At 32.1% G+C, this 20,065-nt stretch carries 19 protein-coding genes, 1 pseudogene and 1 riboswitch; of the genes and pseudogenes, 16 read left to right on the top strand and 4 right to left on the bottom strand.

The window, feature by feature from the left end; translation table 11 throughout:
- Positions 1-431: 431 nt before the first annotated feature.
- From sdaAB to ACWJKP_RS14905, 9 genes are all read left to right on the top strand, one after another.
- Positions 432-1,133, top strand: coding sequence for an L-serine ammonia-lyase, iron-sulfur-dependent subunit beta (gene sdaAB / locus ACWJKP_RS14945; protein WP_165413456.1), 702 nt, complete (start codon positions 432-434; stop codon positions 1,131-1,133).
- On the top strand, positions 1,114-1,992 hold the full coding sequence (gene sdaAA, locus ACWJKP_RS14940) for an L-serine ammonia-lyase, iron-sulfur-dependent, subunit alpha (RefSeq protein ID WP_165413457.1): 879 nt from the start codon (positions 1,114-1,116) through the stop codon (positions 1,990-1,992). The genes sdaAB and sdaAA overlap by 20 nt, the downstream gene beginning before the upstream one ends.
- Before the next feature lie 27 nt (positions 1,993-2,019).
- A complete protein-coding gene (locus ACWJKP_RS14935) occupies positions 2,020-3,063 on the top strand; it encodes a PTS sugar transporter subunit IIC (RefSeq protein WP_165413458.1) in 1,044 nt (347 codons plus the stop codon).
- A 655-nt stretch (positions 3,064-3,718) separates the two neighbouring features.
- Positions 3,719-4,009 carry a hypothetical protein gene (locus ACWJKP_RS14930; protein ID WP_165413459.1) on the top strand — a complete coding sequence of 97 codons (291 nt, stop codon included), beginning with the start codon at positions 3,719-3,721 and terminating at the stop codon, positions 4,007-4,009.
- A 1,093-nt stretch (positions 4,010-5,102) separates the two neighbouring features.
- Complete coding sequence (locus ACWJKP_RS14925) at positions 5,103-7,175, top strand: penicillin-binding transpeptidase domain-containing protein (protein WP_165413460.1); 2,073 nt, start codon at positions 5,103-5,105, stop codon at positions 7,173-7,175.
- Between the two features lie 89 nt (positions 7,176-7,264).
- Positions 7,265-7,642: a BlaI/MecI/CopY family transcriptional regulator gene (locus ACWJKP_RS14920; protein WP_165413461.1), complete on the top strand. Its 378-nt coding sequence runs from the start codon at positions 7,265-7,267 to the stop codon at positions 7,640-7,642.
- 7 nt (positions 7,643-7,649) lie between these two features.
- Positions 7,650-9,428, top strand: a complete 1,779-nt coding sequence (locus ACWJKP_RS14915) for a BlaR1 family beta-lactam sensor/signal transducer (protein WP_165413462.1) — start codon at positions 7,650-7,652, stop codon at positions 9,426-9,428.
- A gap of 36 nt (positions 9,429-9,464) precedes the next feature.
- Positions 9,465-10,397 carry a class A beta-lactamase gene (bla, locus tag ACWJKP_RS14910; protein ID WP_165413463.1) on the top strand — a complete coding sequence of 311 codons (933 nt, stop codon included), beginning with the start codon at positions 9,465-9,467 and terminating at the stop codon, positions 10,395-10,397.
- A gap of 461 nt (positions 10,398-10,858) precedes the next feature.
- Positions 10,859-11,365, top strand: coding sequence for a GNAT family N-acetyltransferase (locus tag ACWJKP_RS14905; RefSeq protein ID WP_165413464.1), 507 nt, complete (start codon positions 10,859-10,861; stop codon positions 11,363-11,365).
- Positions 11,366-11,459: 94 nt separating this feature from the next.
- Here ACWJKP_RS14905 and ACWJKP_RS14900 read toward each other — a convergent pair whose 3' ends face one another.
- From ACWJKP_RS14900 to ACWJKP_RS14885, 4 genes are all read right to left on the bottom strand, one after another.
- Positions 11,460-11,936, bottom strand: coding sequence for a hypothetical protein (locus ACWJKP_RS14900; RefSeq protein WP_263492340.1), 477 nt, complete (start codon positions 11,934-11,936; stop codon positions 11,460-11,462).
- A 192-nt stretch (positions 11,937-12,128) separates the two neighbouring features.
- On the bottom strand, positions 12,129-14,117 hold the full coding sequence (locus ACWJKP_RS14895) for an oxidoreductase (RefSeq protein WP_165413466.1): 1,989 nt from the start codon (positions 14,115-14,117) through the stop codon (positions 12,129-12,131).
- 31 nt (positions 14,118-14,148) lie between these two features.
- A complete protein-coding gene (locus ACWJKP_RS14890) occupies positions 14,149-14,370 on the bottom strand; it encodes a cupin domain-containing protein (protein WP_165413467.1) in 222 nt (73 codons plus the stop codon).
- Entirely contained in the window at positions 14,361-14,546 is a 186-nt protein-coding gene (locus tag ACWJKP_RS14885) for a hypothetical protein (RefSeq protein WP_165413468.1), read from the bottom strand. Before ACWJKP_RS14885 ends, ACWJKP_RS14890 begins: the two co-directional genes overlap by 10 nt.
- A gap of 283 nt (positions 14,547-14,829) precedes the next feature.
- Between ACWJKP_RS14885 and ACWJKP_RS14880 the strand changes: the two genes are divergently transcribed.
- From ACWJKP_RS14880 to ACWJKP_RS14850, 7 genes and pseudogenes are all read left to right on the top strand, one after another.
- Positions 14,830-14,949 (top strand): TraM recognition domain-containing protein, encoded by a 120-nt coding sequence (locus ACWJKP_RS14880; protein ID WP_165413469.1) that lies wholly within the window; start codon positions 14,830-14,832, stop codon positions 14,947-14,949.
- A 210-nt stretch (positions 14,950-15,159) separates the two neighbouring features.
- Positions 15,160-15,294, top strand: a pseudogene (locus tag ACWJKP_RS14875) (ATP-binding protein); the annotation flags it as partial.
- A gap of 728 nt (positions 15,295-16,022) precedes the next feature.
- On the top strand, positions 16,023-16,802 hold the full coding sequence (locus ACWJKP_RS14870; RefSeq protein WP_462961293.1) for an acyl-CoA dehydratase activase: 780 nt from the start codon (positions 16,023-16,025) through the stop codon (positions 16,800-16,802).
- Positions 16,803-16,819: 17 nt separating this feature from the next.
- On the top strand, positions 16,820-17,965 hold the full coding sequence (locus ACWJKP_RS14865; protein WP_165413471.1) for a double-cubane-cluster-containing anaerobic reductase: 1,146 nt from the start codon (positions 16,820-16,822) through the stop codon (positions 17,963-17,965).
- A gap of 239 nt (positions 17,966-18,204) precedes the next feature.
- Positions 18,205-18,273, top strand: a riboswitch (glycine riboswitch).
- Positions 18,274-18,355: 82 nt separating this feature from the next.
- Positions 18,356-18,733 (top strand): GrdX family protein, encoded by a 378-nt coding sequence (locus ACWJKP_RS14860; protein ID WP_187351433.1) that lies wholly within the window; start codon positions 18,356-18,358, stop codon positions 18,731-18,733.
- Positions 18,734-18,764: 31 nt separating this feature from the next.
- Positions 18,765-19,685, top strand: coding sequence for a thioredoxin-disulfide reductase (trxB, locus tag ACWJKP_RS14855; protein WP_165413472.1), 921 nt, complete (start codon positions 18,765-18,767; stop codon positions 19,683-19,685).
- 18 nt (positions 19,686-19,703) lie between these two features.
- Entirely contained in the window at positions 19,704-20,036 is a 333-nt protein-coding gene (locus ACWJKP_RS14850; protein WP_165413473.1) for a thioredoxin family protein, read from the top strand.
- Positions 20,037-20,065 lie beyond the last annotated feature (29 nt).

Raw genomic sequence — 20,065 nt, 5'->3', positions numbered from 1 at the left:
GAGCATACAATTCGTATGCTCTTTTGATATGTGTGTTTAAATAACATTTATATAATTGGTACAGAAAGTAAAATATGTTCTAAATTCCACAAAGGTATAAGTTATTTTAATGTTTTTTAATAAAGAAATATAGACAAGTATAGACAGTTATATGCAAATAATTTTTATAAGGGAGTTTCAAAAAAATAACAAGTCATATTCCGCCATATTTTGCACTATGCTTCATCACCACAACATTTACATAGCCTAGCTATGTAAATGTGAATGTTCTTTGCCTGGCACAAAACATTCACATAATCTTTGACTTGTTATTTTCTTTCAGCTCCCTTATTAATTAATAATCATGTTTTCTTGACTTTTAAATTGAAATCGTTTAACATTAAAAATGTAAAATAAATTGTATTATATTGACGAAAGGAGGAACACCTAACATGAAAAATTTTGGTGTTTTTGATATTATAGGTCCTATAATGGTCGGTCCATCATCTTCTCATACAGCGGGTGCTGCTAGACTTGGTAAAATAGCAAAAACTATTGTTGGAGCTGATATAAAAGAGGTTACATTCTTACTTCATGGGTCTTTTGGTAAAACTTACAAAGGTCATGGAACTGATAGAGCACTAGTTGCTGGCATACTTGGAATGGAACCAAGTGATGATGATCTTAGAAATTCTATTTCAATTGCTGAAAGTAAAGGCTTAAAAATAAAATTTATTGAGTATGATCTTGGACAAGTACATCCCAATACAGTTAAATTGTTAATAACAGATGTTAATAATGATTATTTTGAAATAATGGGTTCGTCTATTGGTGGCGGTAATGTAGAAATAAATGAAATAAACGGAAATAGTGTTCTTATAACCGGTGTATATCCTACTATTATCACTTGTCATGATGATATCCCGGGAACAGTAGCAAAAGTGTCAGACCTTATTTATGAGGATAAAATTAATATTGCTTTTTTAAAACTTGTTAGAGGCGAAAAAGGAAAATCTGCAACTATGACTTTTGAAGTAGATAGTACTATTAGCGATTCTTTAGTAAAAGATATAAAAAAAATTACTGGAATAAACAAAGTAATAGTTATTAATCCAGAAACAAGGAGGAAACATAATGATAGCGAAGTCAGCTAGTGAACTTATCGAAATATGTAAAACAGAAAATATAAAATTAAGTGAATATGCAATAAATCTTGAAATTGAACAAAAGGATATTTCACGAGAAGAATTATTTCAGCATATGAAAGAAATCCTTGATGTAATGAGACAAGGTGCTACTTCTGGAAGAGAAAAAGAAGTTTATTCATTAAGTGGTCTTATAGGTGGAGATGCTTATAAACTGCAAAAATATTTAGAATCTGGTAAATCACTTTTAGGAGACACTGCTGTAAAAGCTATGGCTATGGCGTTATCTTCTTCAGAAGTCAATGGTTCTATGGGTAAAATAGTAGCGTGTCCAACAGCTGGATCCTGTGGGATACTTCCAGCTGTAATATTAACTGCTGGTGAAAAGCTTGGAAAAAGTACTGATGAAATGATTGACGGATTATTTGCAGCTTCTGCAGTTGGTATGATTATTGGAATGAATGCAACCTTTGCAGGTGCAGAAGGTGGTTGTCAGTCAGAGTGTGGTTCTGCAGCTGCCATGGCCTCAGCTGCAGTTGTGGAAATGATGGGAGGAACACCAGAGATGAGCTTAAATGCTGGTGCCATCGTATTTAAAAATGTATTAGGACTTGTTTGTGATCCAGTTGCAGGGCTAGTTGAAATTCCTTGTGCAAAAAGGAATGTAGCTGGTGCAATTAGTGCACTTTCTACCGCTGATTTAGTTATGGCTGGTGTTTCTTCAAAAATACCATTTGATGATACATTATCTGCAATGTATAAAATCGGCATTGAATTACCAGCTTCCTTAAGAGAAACAGCTCTTGGTGGCCTTGCTGTTACTAAAACTGGTCTAGCACTTAAAGATAAGGTGTTTTCAAAAAAATAAATTTGGAATTATAAGGAGAAAAAAACAATGAATATTTTAATAGGAACTGGTCTTTTATTATTAGTATTAGCTTTATTTACACTTTTTAGTTGCAAAGCACCTGAAGGAATGAAAGCGATGGGTGCACTAGCAAGTGCTGCCTGTGCAAGCTTTCTAGTTGAAGCTTTTCAGTCTGCATTTTTTGGTGATGTATTAAAATTAAATTTTTTGAAAGAAGTTGGTTTATCTAATGGTAGTTTAGGAGGAGTAGCCGCTGCAATACTTGTACCTCTAGCTCTTGGAGTTTCACCAATATATGCAGTATTGATTGGGCTATCTTGTTCTGGTATTGGTATCTTACCCGGATTTATAGCTGGATACCTTATGTCATTTGTAGTTAAATATCTAGAAAAGAAATTACCAGGAGGCTTAGACTTAATAGTTATAATTGTTTTTGCAGCTCCATTAACTAGATTTATAGGAAACTGTATGACTCCTGTAGTAGATGGCACACTATTAAATATTGGTAGAATTTTAACTTCTGCGTCAAGTTCTAGTCCAATAATAATGGGTATAGTACTTGGAGGAACAATAACCGTTGTTGCCACTGCACCTCTTAGTTCAATGGCTTTAACCGCAATGCTTGGGCTTACCGGTGCACCTATGGCTATAGGCGCATTAGCAGTATTTGGTTCATCATTTATGAATTTCGTATTATTTACAAGAATGAAATTTGGAAGTAAAAAAGATACAATTGCAGTAGCTATAGAACCTCTAACACAAGCTGATATAACCACAGCAAATCCCATACCAATTTATGTAACTAATTTTATAGGTGGTTCTTTATGTGGAGTAATAATTGCATTAATGGGACTTGTAAATAATTCTCCAGGAACAGCAACCCCTATAGCAGGGTTCGCAGTAATGTTTGCATATAATCCAGCTTCTAAAGTGCTAATAACAGCCTTAGGTTGTATTATAGTTAGTATTTTCAGTGGTTACGTAGGGTCTATTATGTTTAAAAATTATAAAATACATACTGCTGCAGAAATTCGTGGAGAGATTATCCCCGATTTAAAAGAAGTATCATAAATATATGTTTTTTTAAAACAATATAAGAAAAGGCTGAGTTTACTTTTATGTAAAACTCAGCCTTTTTTTAGGTGTTGTAAAATTATCAAGGAGGTAACTTTCAGTTACCGCCTAAGGGGTCTGGACAGCAAACTAAAAAAAGGGAGCAAAGCGACAGTTTGGCGAAAGCCAGTGAGGATAACTATTTATATATATTTTGGCAGTTTTTCTTCGTAAAATATAATTTGATTGCATTGCTAAGGTATCTCTCTTGACTGCATTTTGACAACGCTGCATATATTTCCATACTATTTCATACTGGTATCAAAACAATGTAAAAAGACGTTAAAGCACTCAAAACACTAACTTTTGAGTGCTTTATATTATAATAAAATTTGTTATAGATAAGCATTTAAACAGTCTTCAAAACTGTGTTGACCTGCTAAGACCAGCTTGGGTGTGTTCGATTCACACATATTTAGAGATATGTTCGCATTTTATTGAAGAGTGGAGGCAACAGAATAATCCGTCATCAAGCTGGTACAATTATGTAAAGACAATCATTAATCGTTTAAATGATATCTTAGATGAAAAACCCTATGTTCGTATGCATTCTTCGAAAGGGTTGATATATCCTGCTGTTTTACGTTCCTATCTGAATGATTATCTGTCCTTTATGCGAAAGCATGGAAACAAAGAATCAACTATAAATGTACGACGAGTATACTGTACGCAGTTCCTTTGTTCTCTTGAATCACAAGGGCTTAGATCTATAGGGGAATTGCAGCCCATTCATATTTATGATGCATTCATTTCGACTTTATCCAAAGAAGGCTTAGCTGCTATATTTAACTTTAAAAAGAAATTAGGCATACATAAAGACGATAAATTACATGTAAGGCTAAATCCCAAGTATGCTACTCAAAAAGTAACTAGGTTAGCAAAAGATGGAAAATTTCTTCCGTAAATTTCAAAACATTAGGCATAACTGTTTCTACTATCAGTAAATATAGAAAAAAGCAGTGAGAGAAGGATTGTTAGAAAAAACAGAAAAACGGAATAAAGAATAAATGTTTATTTGAAATGTACTTATATTATTTTTTGTATATGTAGATGGTAACTGTAGAAATGATATCTATTAATTAATTGGGTGGAATGGTTATCAAGTGATATTTTAATTTTTAAGATATGGAAAGGGAGCGTCGCTGCAATTTTTTTAATAAACATTTATTTACACAAGTCTTTTATTTCAAACAAACATATTGGTATTCACTAAAACCATTTATATTACGGGTGGCAGAGCTGGTATTTCTAACACTGGATTTTGAGTCTAATATTCTATTGATTAATACTAATTATGTAAAATTATTAAAGATTGTTGTATCCCTTCAAACGATAGGGCTACAAGGCATTTTATGAAACTGATTTAATGGAAGAATTGATACTCTTACAATATGTATATTTATGAAATTTTTACATCAATGTAAAGCATTGATATATCTGGGGTTTAATCATTAAACGTTATTTTTTTGCTCAAAACAAGTTAGTTAAAGTAGAAGTATAGTATTGATAATGTTAACTAAAAAGGTAATAAAAAATATATATTAGCTAATTTAAGATCTTTGAGAAAAATATTAAAATAACACGAGTATATTTAATATTCCCCCTGAAGTTATCGTTATTTTAGTAATATATGTCTTAACTTATAAAATCCGCGTTTCGCGGTTACTACCCCTAAGGTAAATAATTCAAAGTAAATGTTTTGAGTCTGTATAACGTTTTATTTGCTGCCACTACCCCAATAGGGGGAGCGGAGTTTCGCCACCGCCAATGAAACCCACGAATACATATTAACGTATTGGAGAGATCTAGTGCGGTTTTTGTTGTAATTGAAAGAGGATGTCAGAAGTATGTTGTGTCTCTATGTCCAGGTATAAAAAAACAGTTGACATTTATGAATTACAGTAGTAATCTTTCTATAGATTACTACTGTAATCTATAGAAAGAAAGTAAAAGTTATATTGAATTAAGTACAATATTAAAGGAGAGGTATTTATTAAATGAAAAACAAATTTTTGAATGGTAAGTTTTATAGATGTAAAAAATTAGTCTTAGTTATTTTAGTGATAGTTACGCTAGTATCAGGTATATATTTCCTATGGTGGAATAAAACTAAAACCATTTCAGCGAATAAATATTTTGATAGTTATGTGAATTCATGGAAGAAAAAAGATTTTGCATTAATGTACAATATGATTGATGCGGAAAGTAGAAAAAAGATTAGTGAAGCAGATTTTGTTCAGCGTTATAAAAATATTTATAGTGGAATTGAATTAAAAGAAATTGATGTTAAAATTAAGGATTCAGAAAAAAAGAAATATGATTCAAGCATAGAGAGTGTTAAGTTTGAGGTTATAATGGATACGATAGCAGGTAAATTAACTTTTGATAATACTGGTGAATTAATTAAAGATAGCAAGAATAAAACATGGAAAATTCTATGGAGCAGCAAGATGATTTTCCCTGAACTTGAGAATGAAGATAAGATACGTGTAGCTACCTTGTATGCTAAAAGAGGTGAAATAAAGGATAAAAATGATAAATCCTTGGCACTGGATGGTACAGTAGCTGAAATAGATATTATACCAGAAAAGCTTGGTAATGATGCAGCTAAATCAAAGGGAAATGTTTCAAAAATACTACAAGTCTCCCTAGAAGATATTAATAAAAAGCTGTCAGCTACATATGTAAAACCAGACATGTTTATTCCTATAAAAACAATATCTGAGGATGAAACAGAAAAAATAAGTGCGCTATTAGAAATACCAGGAGTAATGGTAAATGAGAAGAAAGCAAGAGTATATCCGTTAAAGGAAAAAGCTGCACATCTAATAGGATATATTCAAGCAATAAGTGCGGAGGAAATTGAAAAAAATAAGGAGGAAGGCTATAGAAAGGATGATATAATTGGGAAAACTGGTTTGGAGAAAATATATGAAAAAACACTTAGAGGAAAAAATGGATATGAAATATATGTAGTAGATAAAAATAATAAAAAGAAAAAGTCTTTAATTAGTAAAGCAGTACAAAATGGTGAAGATTTAAAGTTAACCATAGATGCTGATATGCAGAGTCTTCTTTATGATGAATTAAGTAAAGATGCAGGAACTTCAGTAGCAATGAATCCTAAAACTGGTGAAGTACTCGCTCTTGTTAGTACCCCTTCATATGATCCTAATAATTTTGTCATGGGAATGTCGCAAGATTTATGGAAAAGTTTAAATGAAGATAAGAAAAAGCCTTTGTATAACAGATTTCAAAGCAATTTATGTCCTGGATCAGTTTTTAAGCCAGTAATTGCTGCCATAGGACTTAAAACAAAGAAGATTGATGCAGAAATTTCTAAGAATATTTCAGGACTTAGATGGCAGAAGGATAAAAGCTTTGGGAATTATTTTGTTACAAGAGTTGTAGATTATGGACAACCATCAGATCTAAGAAATGCTTTTATTCATTCGGACAACATATATTTTGCACAGGCAGCATTAGATATCGGCAAGGATACGCTTCAAGCAGAGTTAAAAGAATTTGGCTTAGGTGAAAAAATTCCTTTTGAATATGGATTGTCTAAATCTCAATTTGATGCAGATGGAGATATAAAAGGTGAAGTTCAGCTAGCAGATAGTGGATATGGACAAGGTGAAGTATTGATAAATCCTCTTCATTTAGCAGCTATTTATAGTTCCTTTGTTAATAAGGGCAGTATGATAAAACCATATATTAAATATAATGGAACTGCAAAGTCAGAAATGTGGAAGTCTAATGTTTTTTCAGAAGAGGTGGCAAGCACAATTTTAAAGGATTTAACTCAGGTTGTTGAAAATCCTAGAGGTACTGGACATCAAGCATATATTAAAGGACTAAGCTTAGCAGGAAAGACTGGAACTGCAGAAATAAAGCTATCTCAAGATGATGTTAATGGTACAGAATTAGGATGGTTTGCGGCAGTTAATACGGATAGTCCTGATCTTCTTGTAATAGCTATGGCTGAGGATGTAAAAGAAAGAGGTGGAAGCCATTATATAGTGCCAATGGTAAGAAAGGTATTCGAAAAATTTCATCCTGTTAAATAATAGAGGATGTATTTTAGAAGGAACTCTAATAAGTTTCTAGTAAATATATATAGTTGTATTAATATAAATTATAAGGGGAGTTAAGAAGAATGAAAGAAATACCAAGAATTGCTGAAACTGAGTGGAAGGTTATGAAGATTATATGGTCTGGTGCTCCAGTGACAGCAAATGATGTAATAGAAAAATTAAGTGGTGATGTTAGTTGGAAACCTAAGACTGTAAAAACGTTGATTAACAGGTTACTAAATAAAAATATTATTTCCTATGAAAAGGAAGGACGAATATATAAATATTACCCTATTTTTACTGAAGAACAATGTGTAAAAATTGAACGTAACTCCTTTCTTGATAGGATATATAATGGGGGATTTAAAGAAATGCTTTTAAATTTTATAGAGGATGAAAATTTATCAACAGAAGATATAGAGGACCTTAAAAAAATTCTTGATTGCAAGAAAGATAGGTAAATTTATTATGTTAATATCTAAGTTTTTTTCTTATTTAATTTATTATTCCATTGCTAGTAGCATAGTGATATTTGGCATATTGTTAATTAAAATTTTATTTAATAAGAAATTGGGGGCAAGATGGAATTATTATATTTGGTTTATACTAATTTTAAAATTACTAATTCCTTATTTTCCTCAAAGCCCAGTAAGTATAGATAGAATTATAAGCTTTTTTTCAAATATTGCACACAAAAGTATGAATATTACCAATGTAACAGTTTCAAATAATTCACATAAAGAATTATCTATGTTAATGGATTCAACGAAGGACTATGCTATTTCTATAAATAGATATTATTCAATATTTTATATTCTGTGGTTAATGGTTTTTCTTATAGGCTTTGCCTTAATTGTTATAACCAATATTAAGCTTAGGGCAGGAATAAAAGATAGACCACAAATTTATGATGAAAATATTAAGGTTTTATTGGAAGGCTGTAAAAAAGATCTAAATATAAATTGCAGCATAAATATTGTAAGAATAGATGGTGATAGATGTCCAGCACTTTTTGGATTTATAAACCCCTATATTCTTATTCCTGATGGAATAGAAGATAAAATTACACAGGATGAGATGAGATATATATTGCTACATGAACTAGCTCATTATAAGAGAAAGGACATGGCCGTAAGTTTGTTAATAAGTCTACTGCAATTAATTTATTGGTTTAATCCTATTATATATTATGGTTTTTATCTTATGAAAAAAGATATGGAAATAGCTTGTGATGGACATGTTCTTTCAAAAATAAATGAGGAAGAGATAAAAGGCTATGGCCTTACTATTATTAAACTTCTAGAGTTAATTGCTTATAATAAAAATAATATTTTCACACTTGGTATTATAAAAAACAAAAAGAATGCAAGAAATAGAATAAAAATGATAGCTGGATTTAAGAAAGATTCAAAAGGTATAGTGTTGACTAAAACAGTTGTTTTTATTATTTTAACATGTATGTTTTTAGGTAGTACACAAGGAAATGCTATAGTAAAGGATAAAAAAGTATTAGAAAAAAATAGTGAGCAAAAAGATTTAAGCAGATTTTATAAGGGCTTTGAAGGAAGCTTTGTATTGTTTGATGTTAATAAAGGAGACTATATAGTTTATAACAAAGAGAAAAGTGAAAAAAGAGTATCACCTTGCTCAACCTATAAAATAGTAGAAGCGTTGATAGGTTTAGAAACAGGTGTTATTAAAGATGAGAAAGAACTTTTCAAATGGGATGGTAGCAAATATCCTTATAGGGAGTGGAATCAAGATAATACATTATTTTCTGCAATGAAATATTCTGTAAATTGGTATTTTGAAGAAGTAGATAGAAAAATAGGCAAAAATAAATTGAAGTACTATATAGATAAGATGGATTATGGTAACAAGGATATTTATTCTCTACAAGCTGATTACTGGCTTCAAGCTTCTTTAAAAATTTCACCTATAGAACAGGTGGAAATGCTAAAAAAAATGTATAATTATGAATTGCCTTTTTCCAAGAAAAATATAGACATAGTAAGAAATTCAATAAAAATAATGGAAGATGGGGAAAGAGTAATGTATGGCAAGACCGGTTCAGGTGTTGAAAATAATAAAGAAGTTAATGGTTGGTTTGTAGGATATATAGAAGAAAATAATGATATGTATTTTTTCGCGACAAATATTGAAGGAAAAAATGGTGCTACAGGCGTAAAGGCCAAGGAAATAACATTACAGATATTAAGAGATTTAGGTAATGTTATGAAAAAATAACTTAACAGATCGATTAAATAACAAAGGAGAATTTATATGAAAAAATTAGTAAATTCAAAATTCAAGGTAAATAAGTTTAAAATTGCTATACTTATGCCGATTATGATCTTTTCTCTTACTAGCTGTGGAAAGGTAGCAACTCAGCCACCTGTAAACACGAAGTCTGACACACAATATAATTCGTCATTTTCACAACTTGAAAGTGATTATGGTGTTAAACTTGGTGTATATGCTTTTGATACAGAGACGCATAAAGAAGTCGTATATCGTGCTGATGATAGCTTTGCTTACTGTTCTACATTCAAAGCTTTAGCCGCTGGTGCTGTTTTAAAACAAGATTCATTAGAGCAGCTTAAACAAGTAGTTAAATATAACAAAGAAGATGTTCTCTCTTATGCTCCAATTACAAAAGATAACGTTGATAAAGGCATGACCATTGAAGAACTTTGCAATGCAGCAGTACGTTTTAGTGATAATACAGCTGCAAATCTTTTATTTGATCATATAGGTGGACCTAATGGTTTTAAATCATCACTTAATCAATTAGGAGATAACGTTACGCAACCTACACGTATAGAACCAGATCTAAACGAAGCCATACCTGAAGATATTAGGGACACTAGCACACCAAGACAATTGGCAACTGATTTACAAGCATACACAACTGGAGATATATTAACAGACGATAAGAAAAAAATTCTTATTGATTGGATGACATGTAATGCAACAGGTAATACACTAATTCGTGCAGGAGCACCAGAGGGCTGGGTAGTTGCTGACAAAAGCGGAAGTGGTTCTTACGGAACAAGAAATGATATTGCCATAGTAATGCCCCCAAACAAAAAACCTATAATTATTGCAATATTGTCAACTCACGATACAAAAGAGGCTAAACATGATGACGAACTAATTGCTCAAGCTTCTAAAATTGTATTCGATTCTTTTACCACAACTGAAAATAACAATTAAAGTAAGTTCGCCTATGTATTAAATTAGCAGAAAAGCTCTAGCAAGTAAAACAGGAACTGCTGAACTGGAAAAGAAAAGTGCAGATGATAAAAATGGAAAATAAAATTTAATATATTTAACTCAATATTATTAAAAGGAAAGATTAAAATGGCAAATAAATAAGTTGAACTTTCAACTAAATTATATGAATTTATAATGGATGAAGAAATTAAACAGTTAAAAATATCATTTAAAGGTTTTAGTGAACAAGAAAAGCAAATGGCAACTGAATTAGTAAAAAGAATGAGTGAAATATAGAAAAATATTGGCTCGATATAAAAAATAAATCAGTGTTAGCAAAGCAAAATAATTCAAGGTAATATTTGGGGGTAATAGATTAACAAAGTAGAAATATGGTAACTAATACAGAAGTTTATATATAGGCAAAACAGGGGCTATTTGTAGCTGTAAGGAGGATTGAAATGGAATTTAGAAAAGCAGTTGAAACAGATGCTAATGATATAATGAGTATTATTATGCAGGCACAAGCATACTTAAAAAAACATGGGATTAACCAATGGCAGAATAACTATCCCAATGTTGAAATAATAAGTAATGATATTGATAATAAAAATGGTTATGTACTGTTAAGAGACGATAATATTGTTGCTACTGCAGCAGTTTCTTTTGAGGGAGAAAAAACATATGACTCTATTTATGAGGGGCAGTGGATTAGTGATAATGAATATGCGGTTATTCATAGAATCGCTATTGACAACAATTATAAAAGATTAGCATTAGCATCACAGATTATCAAAAATATAGAGCAGATTTGTTTGAATAAAGGTGTGTACAGTATAAAAGTGGATACACATGAAGAAAACTTATCTATGCAAAAACTGCTTAAGAAAAACAAATTTCAGTATTGTGGAATAATTTATTTAGAAGATGGAAATAAAAGAATAGCTTTTGAGAAAACACTATACTAAAAAAATAGTCACAAAATCATGAGTAATCTTAATTAATGGATCTTCATTAGAATTACTTATGGATATATTTAATCATTCGTCAAAATCACAGACTTTAAGATACATTGGAATTACTGAAGAACAAAAGAGGGAAGTTTACTTGAAATCTAACATTGGATAGAAAATGTACCCCTATATCTTTATATAATCTGTAAGAGCAAATTCTCCATTTTTGGGAACAATTGTATATCGTCCCCCTTGAGATTAGAAGCAATTCATCACGGATTTGATTTGCTCGATAATCAGTTCTCAAAACACCCTCATCCTGTGCTTTTTGTATGAGTATCAACAAATTGCTTGAAAGTGCGTGATTATCTGAGAGGAAAAATTCATTACCATGTGTCAATTGAGCTTTGTAAATTTGAGTAATAGCATCTACTCCAAGCATCTTAGCATATTTCGTTTGATAACCAATATACTCTATTATCTTATCAATTATGTCCTCGGCCTCCAAATGATTAACCTCATATTCATCAAAATATTTATCACATTCAGAATAGCCTTCGATTATTATATCTTCCTTGCCCTTCAAATGGTGATAAAAAGCTCCCGTTGACACTCCTGATTTTTCACATATTTGTTTTATGGCCTTGTTCTTTCATCAATTTCAAAGAGATATCCAAAATGTGGGTTTTAGTGCTAATAGCCAGTTTTTGTCTGTTTGTCATCTCTTCCATAATATAACCTCCGCAACTCAAGGGAGTAGATAAATAGCTACTAATTATTAAATATTCATTGCTACTTCAAATGCGTCCCAAATAGATTTCATAATGTTCTTAACTTCCCTAGAATCCCCAATATTATATGTTTCCTTTTTACTTTTGTCAAGTATGCTTTGTAGTGGATTATGAGGCTCGTACCCTGCTGCAGCTATTATTGTGTCTGCGTTTAATATACTTTCTCCATCTTTATTAGAAACTTTAACACCATTCGAATCTATTTTTTCAATCTTTGTGCTAGTCATTACTTTAATATTGTTGAATGGAAGTAAATCCTTCATCATATCCCAGTTCATAAATGGCATATTGTGAGGACCACCGCAAATAACCGGAAGCATTTCTATTATGCTAACATTTTTGCTCATTTTTGACAACCAAAGACCGGTTTCACAACCAACAAGACCTGCACCTATTATTACAATATCTTTACCAGCCAAGGATGGATCCATTAATACATCAGCTGCATTTAAGATCTTTCTATCTGTGTCAAATTTAGGGATAAACGCCTTAGAACCTGTTGCAATTACAATAACATCAGCATCAGTTTTCTCAATCATCGACTCATCAGCAGTTGTATTTAATTGAACGTTAACCCCTAATATATTCATTTGTCTTTGATACCATTTGCATAGAGATCGGTCATCGCTCTTGAAATCAGGTATTCCACCTGGTATTAAGGTTCCACCTAATTTACCGCTCTTTTCAAGCAATGTTACATGGTGGCATCTCAACTTGCAAACCCTTGCAGTCTCCATACCTGCAAGTCCACCACCAATTATTAAAACACTCTTTTTTTTCATCGCTGGTGTTAAGTGATATGATTTTTCACGACCACATTGAGGATTTACTGCACAAGATAATGGTAGCCCATGAGCAATTCTTCCCATACACCCATCATGACAAGATAGACATGGCCTAATATCTTCCCACTCATCCGCTTTTACCTTCATAGGTAGATATGGGTCAGCCAAAAGTGGACGTCCAAAGGAAACAATATCACAAGAATTAGTATCAAATGAGTCATTAATCACGTCAGGATCATCCATTCTACCTGAAATAGTGACTGGAACATCCACAACCTGCTTAACTTGTCTACCGAATTCTCTGTACATTCCCTTATCGTTAAAATACATTGGTGGGTGATTCCAATACCAAGAATCATAAGTCCCAGCATCAACATTTAGCATATCATAGCCCGCTTCTACTAATATTTTAGCTGCTTCAAATCCTTCTTCTGTGTCCTTACCAACTTCATCAAATTTTTCTCCTGGTAATGCGCCTTGACGAAGTCCCTTCATCATACTCTTAACACTGAAACGTAGTGAAACTGGGAAATCTTCACCACATTGTGCCTTGATTCCCTTAACTATATCAGTTGCGATTTTCAAACGGCCTCTTAAGTCTCCGCCATATTCATCAACTCTTTTGTTAAAGAAACCGATTGCAAATTGATCTAAAAGATATCCTTCGTGTACAGCATGGACCTCAACTCCATCAAAACCTGACTGTTTTGCCACTGCTGCTGATTTTATGAAGTTTTCTATTAAAACTTTTATATCTTCAGTAGTCATTGCTTCATGAGTTAATCTTGGGTCAAAGCGGTTTTCTGCCTTTGAAGGAGCAATTGGCTTTTTATATAGTCCAGGTATTGCAGAACGTCCTAAACCACCTGTCAATTGTAAAAATATTTTTGCATTATAAGAATGAATTCTTTCATTCATTGGAGCTGTTGACATATTAAAGCATAGTGGATTATAAGTAGGGCAAGGAAGTCCTTGTTCTGGAATTTCATTGTAGTCTACGGCACAGATACCTGTAATTATCAAACCTGTACCACCTTTTGCACGTTCAACGTAGTATTCTTGTGCATTTTCATTAAATCCACCATTGGAATCTGAATAGGCAATTAACCCCATAGGTGCCATAGCAATTCTATTTTTCAAGGTTAATTTATTTATTTTAATAGGTTCAAATAATCTATCTACTTTACTCATATTATTTACTCTCCTTTTCAATTGTTGAATTTTATTTATCCCAGTTTTCTGGTACAGGCTTAGTGATGTATTCAGTTCCTGAGAATATAGGGCAAGCACCACCAAATTTAATAACCACACCATCAATCATCTTAATTGAATGAGGAACACCTGCTGGAATATAAACAGCACCTGGAGTTTTAATTTCGTAATAGTCATCACCTAAAGTTACTGCGATAGTAGCTGCATTTTCTTCTCCTAAGATTAAATACATTTCATCTCCATAATGAATATGTGGAGTTGCCTTTCCCATAGTGCTTTAGCTTCTGGAACAATGCTAGAGCTCATAATCACAGGAAATACCTTACCTCCTATGGAACCCTCGTGATCTGGAAGACTCTCTTGCCAGCAAATTTCATTAACTACCAAATGTTCAAATTTCCTTTCCATAATAATTGCCACCTTCTAATTGTTTTAACAACATACGCCATAGAGAATATTTACATAACATATTCACCGAATGCATTATGTAAATATATTCTATAACAATGATAAAAAAAATGTAAATAATATGATTTAAAACCATAAATTACAATTAAATTTACGCTGCAAATTTAATTGTAATTTATGGACTCAGCAAACTTGCCAGGTTCAATAAAAGCCTCAGTAAGGGATTGTGAGCCCTAACCCCCGTAATTCTTAATGCAAATGAGGTCATAAAACTAGAGATAAATTGCCTTCCCCAGTGTATTTTTTATTAGAAGAATTTGCTAACATAGGAAGAATACCAGAAATGCTTGAAATGTTGGGAACAATGAGAGGTCTAAGAGTTTATCAAATGGCAATATTGTAAAGTTTAGCACAATTAAAAAACATGTATGGAAATAATGGAGCTGAAACTTTTATTGCGCAGTTTGATACTATAGCTGTTTTAGGAGTAATCCGCAGCAATTTTATTAGGAACAGTACAGTTTTAGGGTGCGAATATATTGTATACCCAGCTAGAGGGTAGCGCCAATATCTAAAATATTATATTTATTAAGGTTTTATTAAGGTTTTCCTAAGGTTTTCTTCAACTGGAGGAAGTGGTCTTGGTCTGGCTATCGCAAAAAATATAGTAAATCTTCATGGAGGAAAAATATGGGCTGAATGTGAAGATGAAAATATAAGATTTTTTATTAAATTGAAGATATCTTAAAAACTCTTTAAGTATTTTTTGGACATGTTACAAATAATAAATTTTGTGTAAGAAATAAAATTATTAACTTTTGAGGGTTAGTAATTTTATTTTTTCGATTAAAGCTTTTATTTATATGTTACACGAACCATATAATTATGTGTAAATGAAAATGAGCAAGGCAGTAACTTTAAGTTACCGACTGCTGAAACATATATTTTGATGTTTTTTTGTCGCCAAAATATAATCCAATGACAGTTATAGAATATCCATCATAGTGTTTAAGTAAATATTAAAAGTGATTTCTGAACAGGTGGAATCCCTAGGTATAAGAAAAGAAGACTAGTATAACGCCACAAAAATAATAGCAGTTAGAGTCCAAAATGGTGAAAGGTTAAGATTAAAAATTTCAAAATATAGAATTTGATTATAAAACTTGCAAATACTAGTAAAAACAAAAAATATGATGTACAATTAATTAAAGGGAAAAATATAAATAAGATTAAGTAATGAGTATGTGAATTTTGGCATTTGAAAATAGGATGTAATACAAATATTTAAATATCATCATGCTTTATAATAGTCTTTAAAACAATCCCCATATATTCCCGCCAAAGTTAAGCAGCACAGGTGATGAGCACATCATCTGCGATGTTGAAACCTCTAAGCTAGTCATATAAGTGTGTTGATTAGTTTAGAGGTTTATTATTTTTTTAATTATGTACAATAAGAAAGTGAAGGTGAAGGATATGCTATACATAGGAATTGACATTGGATCAACTGCTTCTAAGGTATGTATTCTTGAACATGATAAAATTAAAAATACTTTTATTTACCCAACAGGTTGGAGTAGTGTCAAAACAGCTGAGGAAATAAAACAAGCAATAGTAAAACTAGGAATGATCTCTAGTAATAGTAAAATAGTTGCAACAGGTTACGGAAGGGTTTCTGTACCCTATGCAGATAAAACAATAACTGAAATAACCTGCCATGCAGTTGGCGCGTATTATTTATTACATGAAGATTGTACAGTTATTGATATAGGTGGACAAGATACAAAAGTTATAACTGTTGAAAGTGGTAAGGTTACAAACTTCTCTATGAATGATAAGTGTGCAGCTGGTACTGGTAAATTTTTAGAATTAATGGCTGGAACACTAGGATTCGATATTGATCAACTTTGCACTGAAGCCGCAAGGGGAAGTGGAACAACTATCAGTTCGATGTGTACCGTTTTTGCAGAATCTGAAGTCATTAGTCTTATTGGTAGTGGTAAAAAACGTAAAGATATTGCATTTGGTGTAATAGAATCTATTACTGGTAAAGTAAAATCGCTGTGTCAAAAACATTCTGATTCACACAATTATTTCTTAACAGGAGGACTTTGCGATAGCCCATTTATTGTGGATCAACTTTCAGAAAAACTAGGTTCACCTGTAGCTACTCAAAAGAGGGCAAGATATGCAGGTGCTATTGGAGCGGCTATAATGGCAAGCAGAATTGAAGGAAATTCTAATGAAGCATTATAACGGAGGGGGATATATTAATGAATAACCTACCAGAAAAATTTGAAGATTTTAGTGAAGCAAGAAGAAATGCTTTTTTAAGCATCAAGAATTTAAAAGATGAAGGCAAGAAGGTTGTGGGTGTATTTTGTACTTTCACACCAACAGAAATAATAATGGCCGCAGATGCTATTGCAGTTTCATTATGCAGTATGACAGAGGAACCTATAGCTGATGCCGAAAGGGATTTACCAAGAAATCTATGCCCATTAATTAAAGCATCTTATGGCTTTGCAATTACAGATAAATGTCCTTTTTTTTATTTTTCCGATATGATTGTTGGAGAAACTACCTGTGATGGGAAAAAGAAGATGTATGAATATTTAGCAGATATTAAGAAGACTCATATTATGCAGCTTCCTCAAAACTGTAATGATGAGGATTCTTATAAACTATGGAGTAATGAATTAGTAAAGCTAAAGAAGTGTGTAGAAAATTTTTATGGTGTTGAAATTACAGATGAGAAGCTTAAAATAGCTATTAAGCTTAAAAATAGGGAAAGAGTAGCTCTAAGAAAGTTTTATGAGCTAGGACAGCTAGAGCCACCAGCAATTACAGGCTATGAAATGCATAAGGTTTTATCTGGAGCAGGATTTAAATTGGATAAAGAGGTATTGATAAAAGATCTTGAAAGCATAACAAGTGAAGCACTAGATAGCTACGATATGGGGGAAAGAAAAGTTTCGAGTGAGGCAAAGAGAATAATTATTACCGGATGTCCTCTAGGACAAGGAACTGAAAAAATAATTAAGGCCATAGAAGAGAATGGTGGAGTAGTGGTATGCTATGAAAACTGCGGTGGAGCTAAAACAACCGAGACATTGGTTGATGAAAACAAGGAACCTATTTACGCTTTAACAGAAAAATATTTAAATATTGGATGCTCTTGTATGACACCAAATGATAACAGAATAGATTTATTAGGAAAGTTATGTAAAGAATATAAAGCTGATGGAGTAGTCGATGTAATACTTCAAGCTTGTCATACGTATAATGTAGAAACTCTTAGATTAAAAAGAGTTTTCAACAAGAGAAACATTCCATATATGAGTATTGAAACGGATTATTCTCAAGCAGATATAGGACAAATTAATACAAGAATGTCAGCATTTATAGAGATGTTATAATATAAAGGATTTAAGTGGATATTATTTGAATTTATAGATAGTATTTGAATTAAAAGCTTTACATTGTTAAGAAAAAGATTATAATAAAATTGTAATAACTTTTAAATATTGATAGATGATGTTTTCGGGAGATTAAGCTTAAGCTTAGTTATTTAATATAACATCCTTAAATGGATAGCCGAAGGGCCAAGTATTACATGCACTGTAATATGAATATCTCAGGCAAAAGGACCGAAGATTGATATACCTCTGGAAAGCAATTGCACCGAAGGAGTAATTCTCTCAGGTAAAAAGACAGAGATAAAGGCTTAAATGAGCTTCTTATCTTTGTCTTTTTTTATGCGCAAGCGGAAATAAATTGAATTAATGTATTTGTAAGGGGGGGATTAATTGATAGAAGAAGTATTGATTGTAACTAATAACCCATTATGTCTAGACAAATTTGGTGAAAAATATAAAGTCGAATTTTTAAGTACTGGAATAATGAATGTACTAAAAGCTGTAAGAAATCATATTCATAAGGGACACCTTTTGCTCACACATCCGCTTTCTAGCAGCATAAAGCCAAATGAAACGCCCTACAAAACTGTAATAATAACAAAATCAAAAAAAGAAGTAATAGATTTACAGTCAGTTAATTTTATTGAAGAATCAATACACACAACTGAAAAATTCATTAAAGATAGGGGAACACCAGCATGGTCAGATGCGGTGCGAAATGATTTCATGTTAATAGATTACGATATTATAAGTCATGGTCTAAATTGAAAATAAATGCAATAAACTGGGAGGGCTTAAAATGGAACATATTTATGACACTATAATTATAGGAGGTGGCCCAGCTGGGCTATCGGCAGGACTTTACGCATCAAGGTCAAAACTTGATTCTATAATAATTGAACGAGGAAAATTTGGAGGACAGGCCGCAATAACAGATGAACTTGCAAATTATCCTGGCTCAATTGAAGGGTGCACTGGTCCAAAATTGATTAAAAGAATGAGAACTCAAGCCGAGGAATTTGGTACAAAGTTTGCAAAAGATACTGTAGAAAATATTTTGCTTGAAGGTGAAATAAAAACTGTTAAATGCAAAAAAGAAACATATAAGGCTAAAACTATTGTAATTGCAACAGGCGCTTATCCCAGATTAGCAGGTTTTAAAAATGAAAATGAGCTACGGGGTAAGGGGATTTCATATTGCGCTACCTGTGATGCTGATTTTTTTACGGAGCTCGATGTAGCCGTAAATGGCGGTGGAGATTCCGCCATAACTGAAGCAATTTATCTCACGAAGTTTGCAGATAGTGTAACAGTAATTCATAGAAGAGATGAATTAAGAGCTTGTAAATCAATTCAAGAAAAAGCTTTTGCTAATCCAAAAATCAAGTTTATATACGACTCAGTTATAGATGAGGCAGAAGGCGATGAAATACTTGAAGGCCTTAAGGTCAGAAATGTTAAAACAGGCGAAGTTCAAAAAGTTAAGGTTGATGGATGCTTTGTATTTGTCGGATACATTCCTATTTCAGAAATTTTCAAAGGTAAGGTCAATATGGATGAAAGTGGTTATGTAATGACGAATGATGATATGGTAACCAACATTCCAGGCGTTTTCGCAGCTGGAGATATTAGGGTCAAGAATTTGAGACAGGTTATAACTGCAGCAGCTGATGGCGCAATAGCAGCAACTTCTGCAGAAGTATATATAGCAAATAAATAGAATTAGGGGGTATTTAAAATGATTAGTTTGACAAAGGAAAATTTTGATGAGGAAGTAGTATCTTATTCTGAAAAAGCAGTATTCGTTGATTTCTGGGGTGACAAATGTGAAGTATGTAAGGAACTTATGCCTGGAGTACACGAACTAGAAAACAAATATAGCGATAAAATCAAATTTGCAAGTCTTAATATCGGTGGTTCTAGAAGACTCGCTATATCTCAAAGAGTACTTGGACTCCCAACGATGATAATTTATAAAAATAACGAAAAAATAAGCACTATTACCCCTGAAAATATCGAAACAATTGATGATGTAGAGGATTTTATTAAAAGCGTTTATGAAACATTGTAATAAATGGCTAAACTATTTCGGAGGTGGAA

The sequence above is a fragment of the Clostridium sp. CM037 genome (assembly GCF_055081095.1).
Note: the sequence above shows the minus strand (reverse complement) of the source record. Positions and strands in the feature narration are given on the sequence as shown.

Bases quoted from the DNA above. Each gene is read 5' to 3' on its own strand.
- ACWJKP_RS14935 (WP_165413458.1), top strand. From the start codon at position 2,020: ATGAATATTTTAATAGGAACTGGTCTTTTATTATTAGTATTAGCTTTA.
- sdaAA (WP_165413457.1), top strand. From the start codon at position 1,114: ATGATAGCGAAGTCAGCTAGTGAACTTATCGAAATATGTAAAACAGAA.
- ACWJKP_RS14925 (WP_165413460.1), top strand. From the start codon at position 5,103: ATGAAAAACAAATTTTTGAATGGTAAGTTTTATAGATGTAAAAAATTA.
- ACWJKP_RS14865 (WP_165413471.1), top strand. From the start codon at position 16,820: ATGAATAACCTACCAGAAAAATTTGAAGATTTTAGTGAAGCAAGAAGA.
- ACWJKP_RS14890 (WP_165413467.1), bottom strand. From the start codon at position 14,370: ATGTATTTAATCTTAGGAGAAGAAAATGCAGCTACTATCGCAGTAACT.
- ACWJKP_RS14870 (WP_462961293.1), top strand. From the start codon at position 16,023: ATGCTATACATAGGAATTGACATTGGATCAACTGCTTCTAAGGTATGT.
- ACWJKP_RS14850 (WP_165413473.1), top strand. From the start codon at position 19,704: ATGATTAGTTTGACAAAGGAAAATTTTGATGAGGAAGTAGTATCTTAT.
- ACWJKP_RS14920 (WP_165413461.1), top strand. From the start codon at position 7,265: ATGAAAGAAATACCAAGAATTGCTGAAACTGAGTGGAAGGTTATGAAG.
- bla (WP_165413463.1), top strand. From the start codon at position 9,465: ATGAAAAAATTAGTAAATTCAAAATTCAAGGTAAATAAGTTTAAAATT.
- sdaAB (WP_165413456.1), top strand. From the start codon at position 432: ATGAAAAATTTTGGTGTTTTTGATATTATAGGTCCTATAATGGTCGGT.
- ACWJKP_RS14895 (WP_165413466.1), bottom strand. From the start codon at position 14,117: ATGAGTAAAGTAGATAGATTATTTGAACCTATTAAAATAAATAAATTA.
- ACWJKP_RS14905 (WP_165413464.1), top strand. From the start codon at position 10,859: ATGGAATTTAGAAAAGCAGTTGAAACAGATGCTAATGATATAATGAGT.
- ACWJKP_RS14885 (WP_165413468.1), bottom strand. From the start codon at position 14,546: ATGGAAAGGAAATTTGAACATTTGGTAGTTAATGAAATTTGCTGGCAA.
- trxB (WP_165413472.1), top strand. From the start codon at position 18,765: ATGGAACATATTTATGACACTATAATTATAGGAGGTGGCCCAGCTGGG.
- ACWJKP_RS14915 (WP_165413462.1), top strand. From the start codon at position 7,650: ATGTTAATATCTAAGTTTTTTTCTTATTTAATTTATTATTCCATTGCT.
- ACWJKP_RS14930 (WP_165413459.1), top strand. From the start codon at position 3,719: ATGCGAAAGCATGGAAACAAAGAATCAACTATAAATGTACGACGAGTA.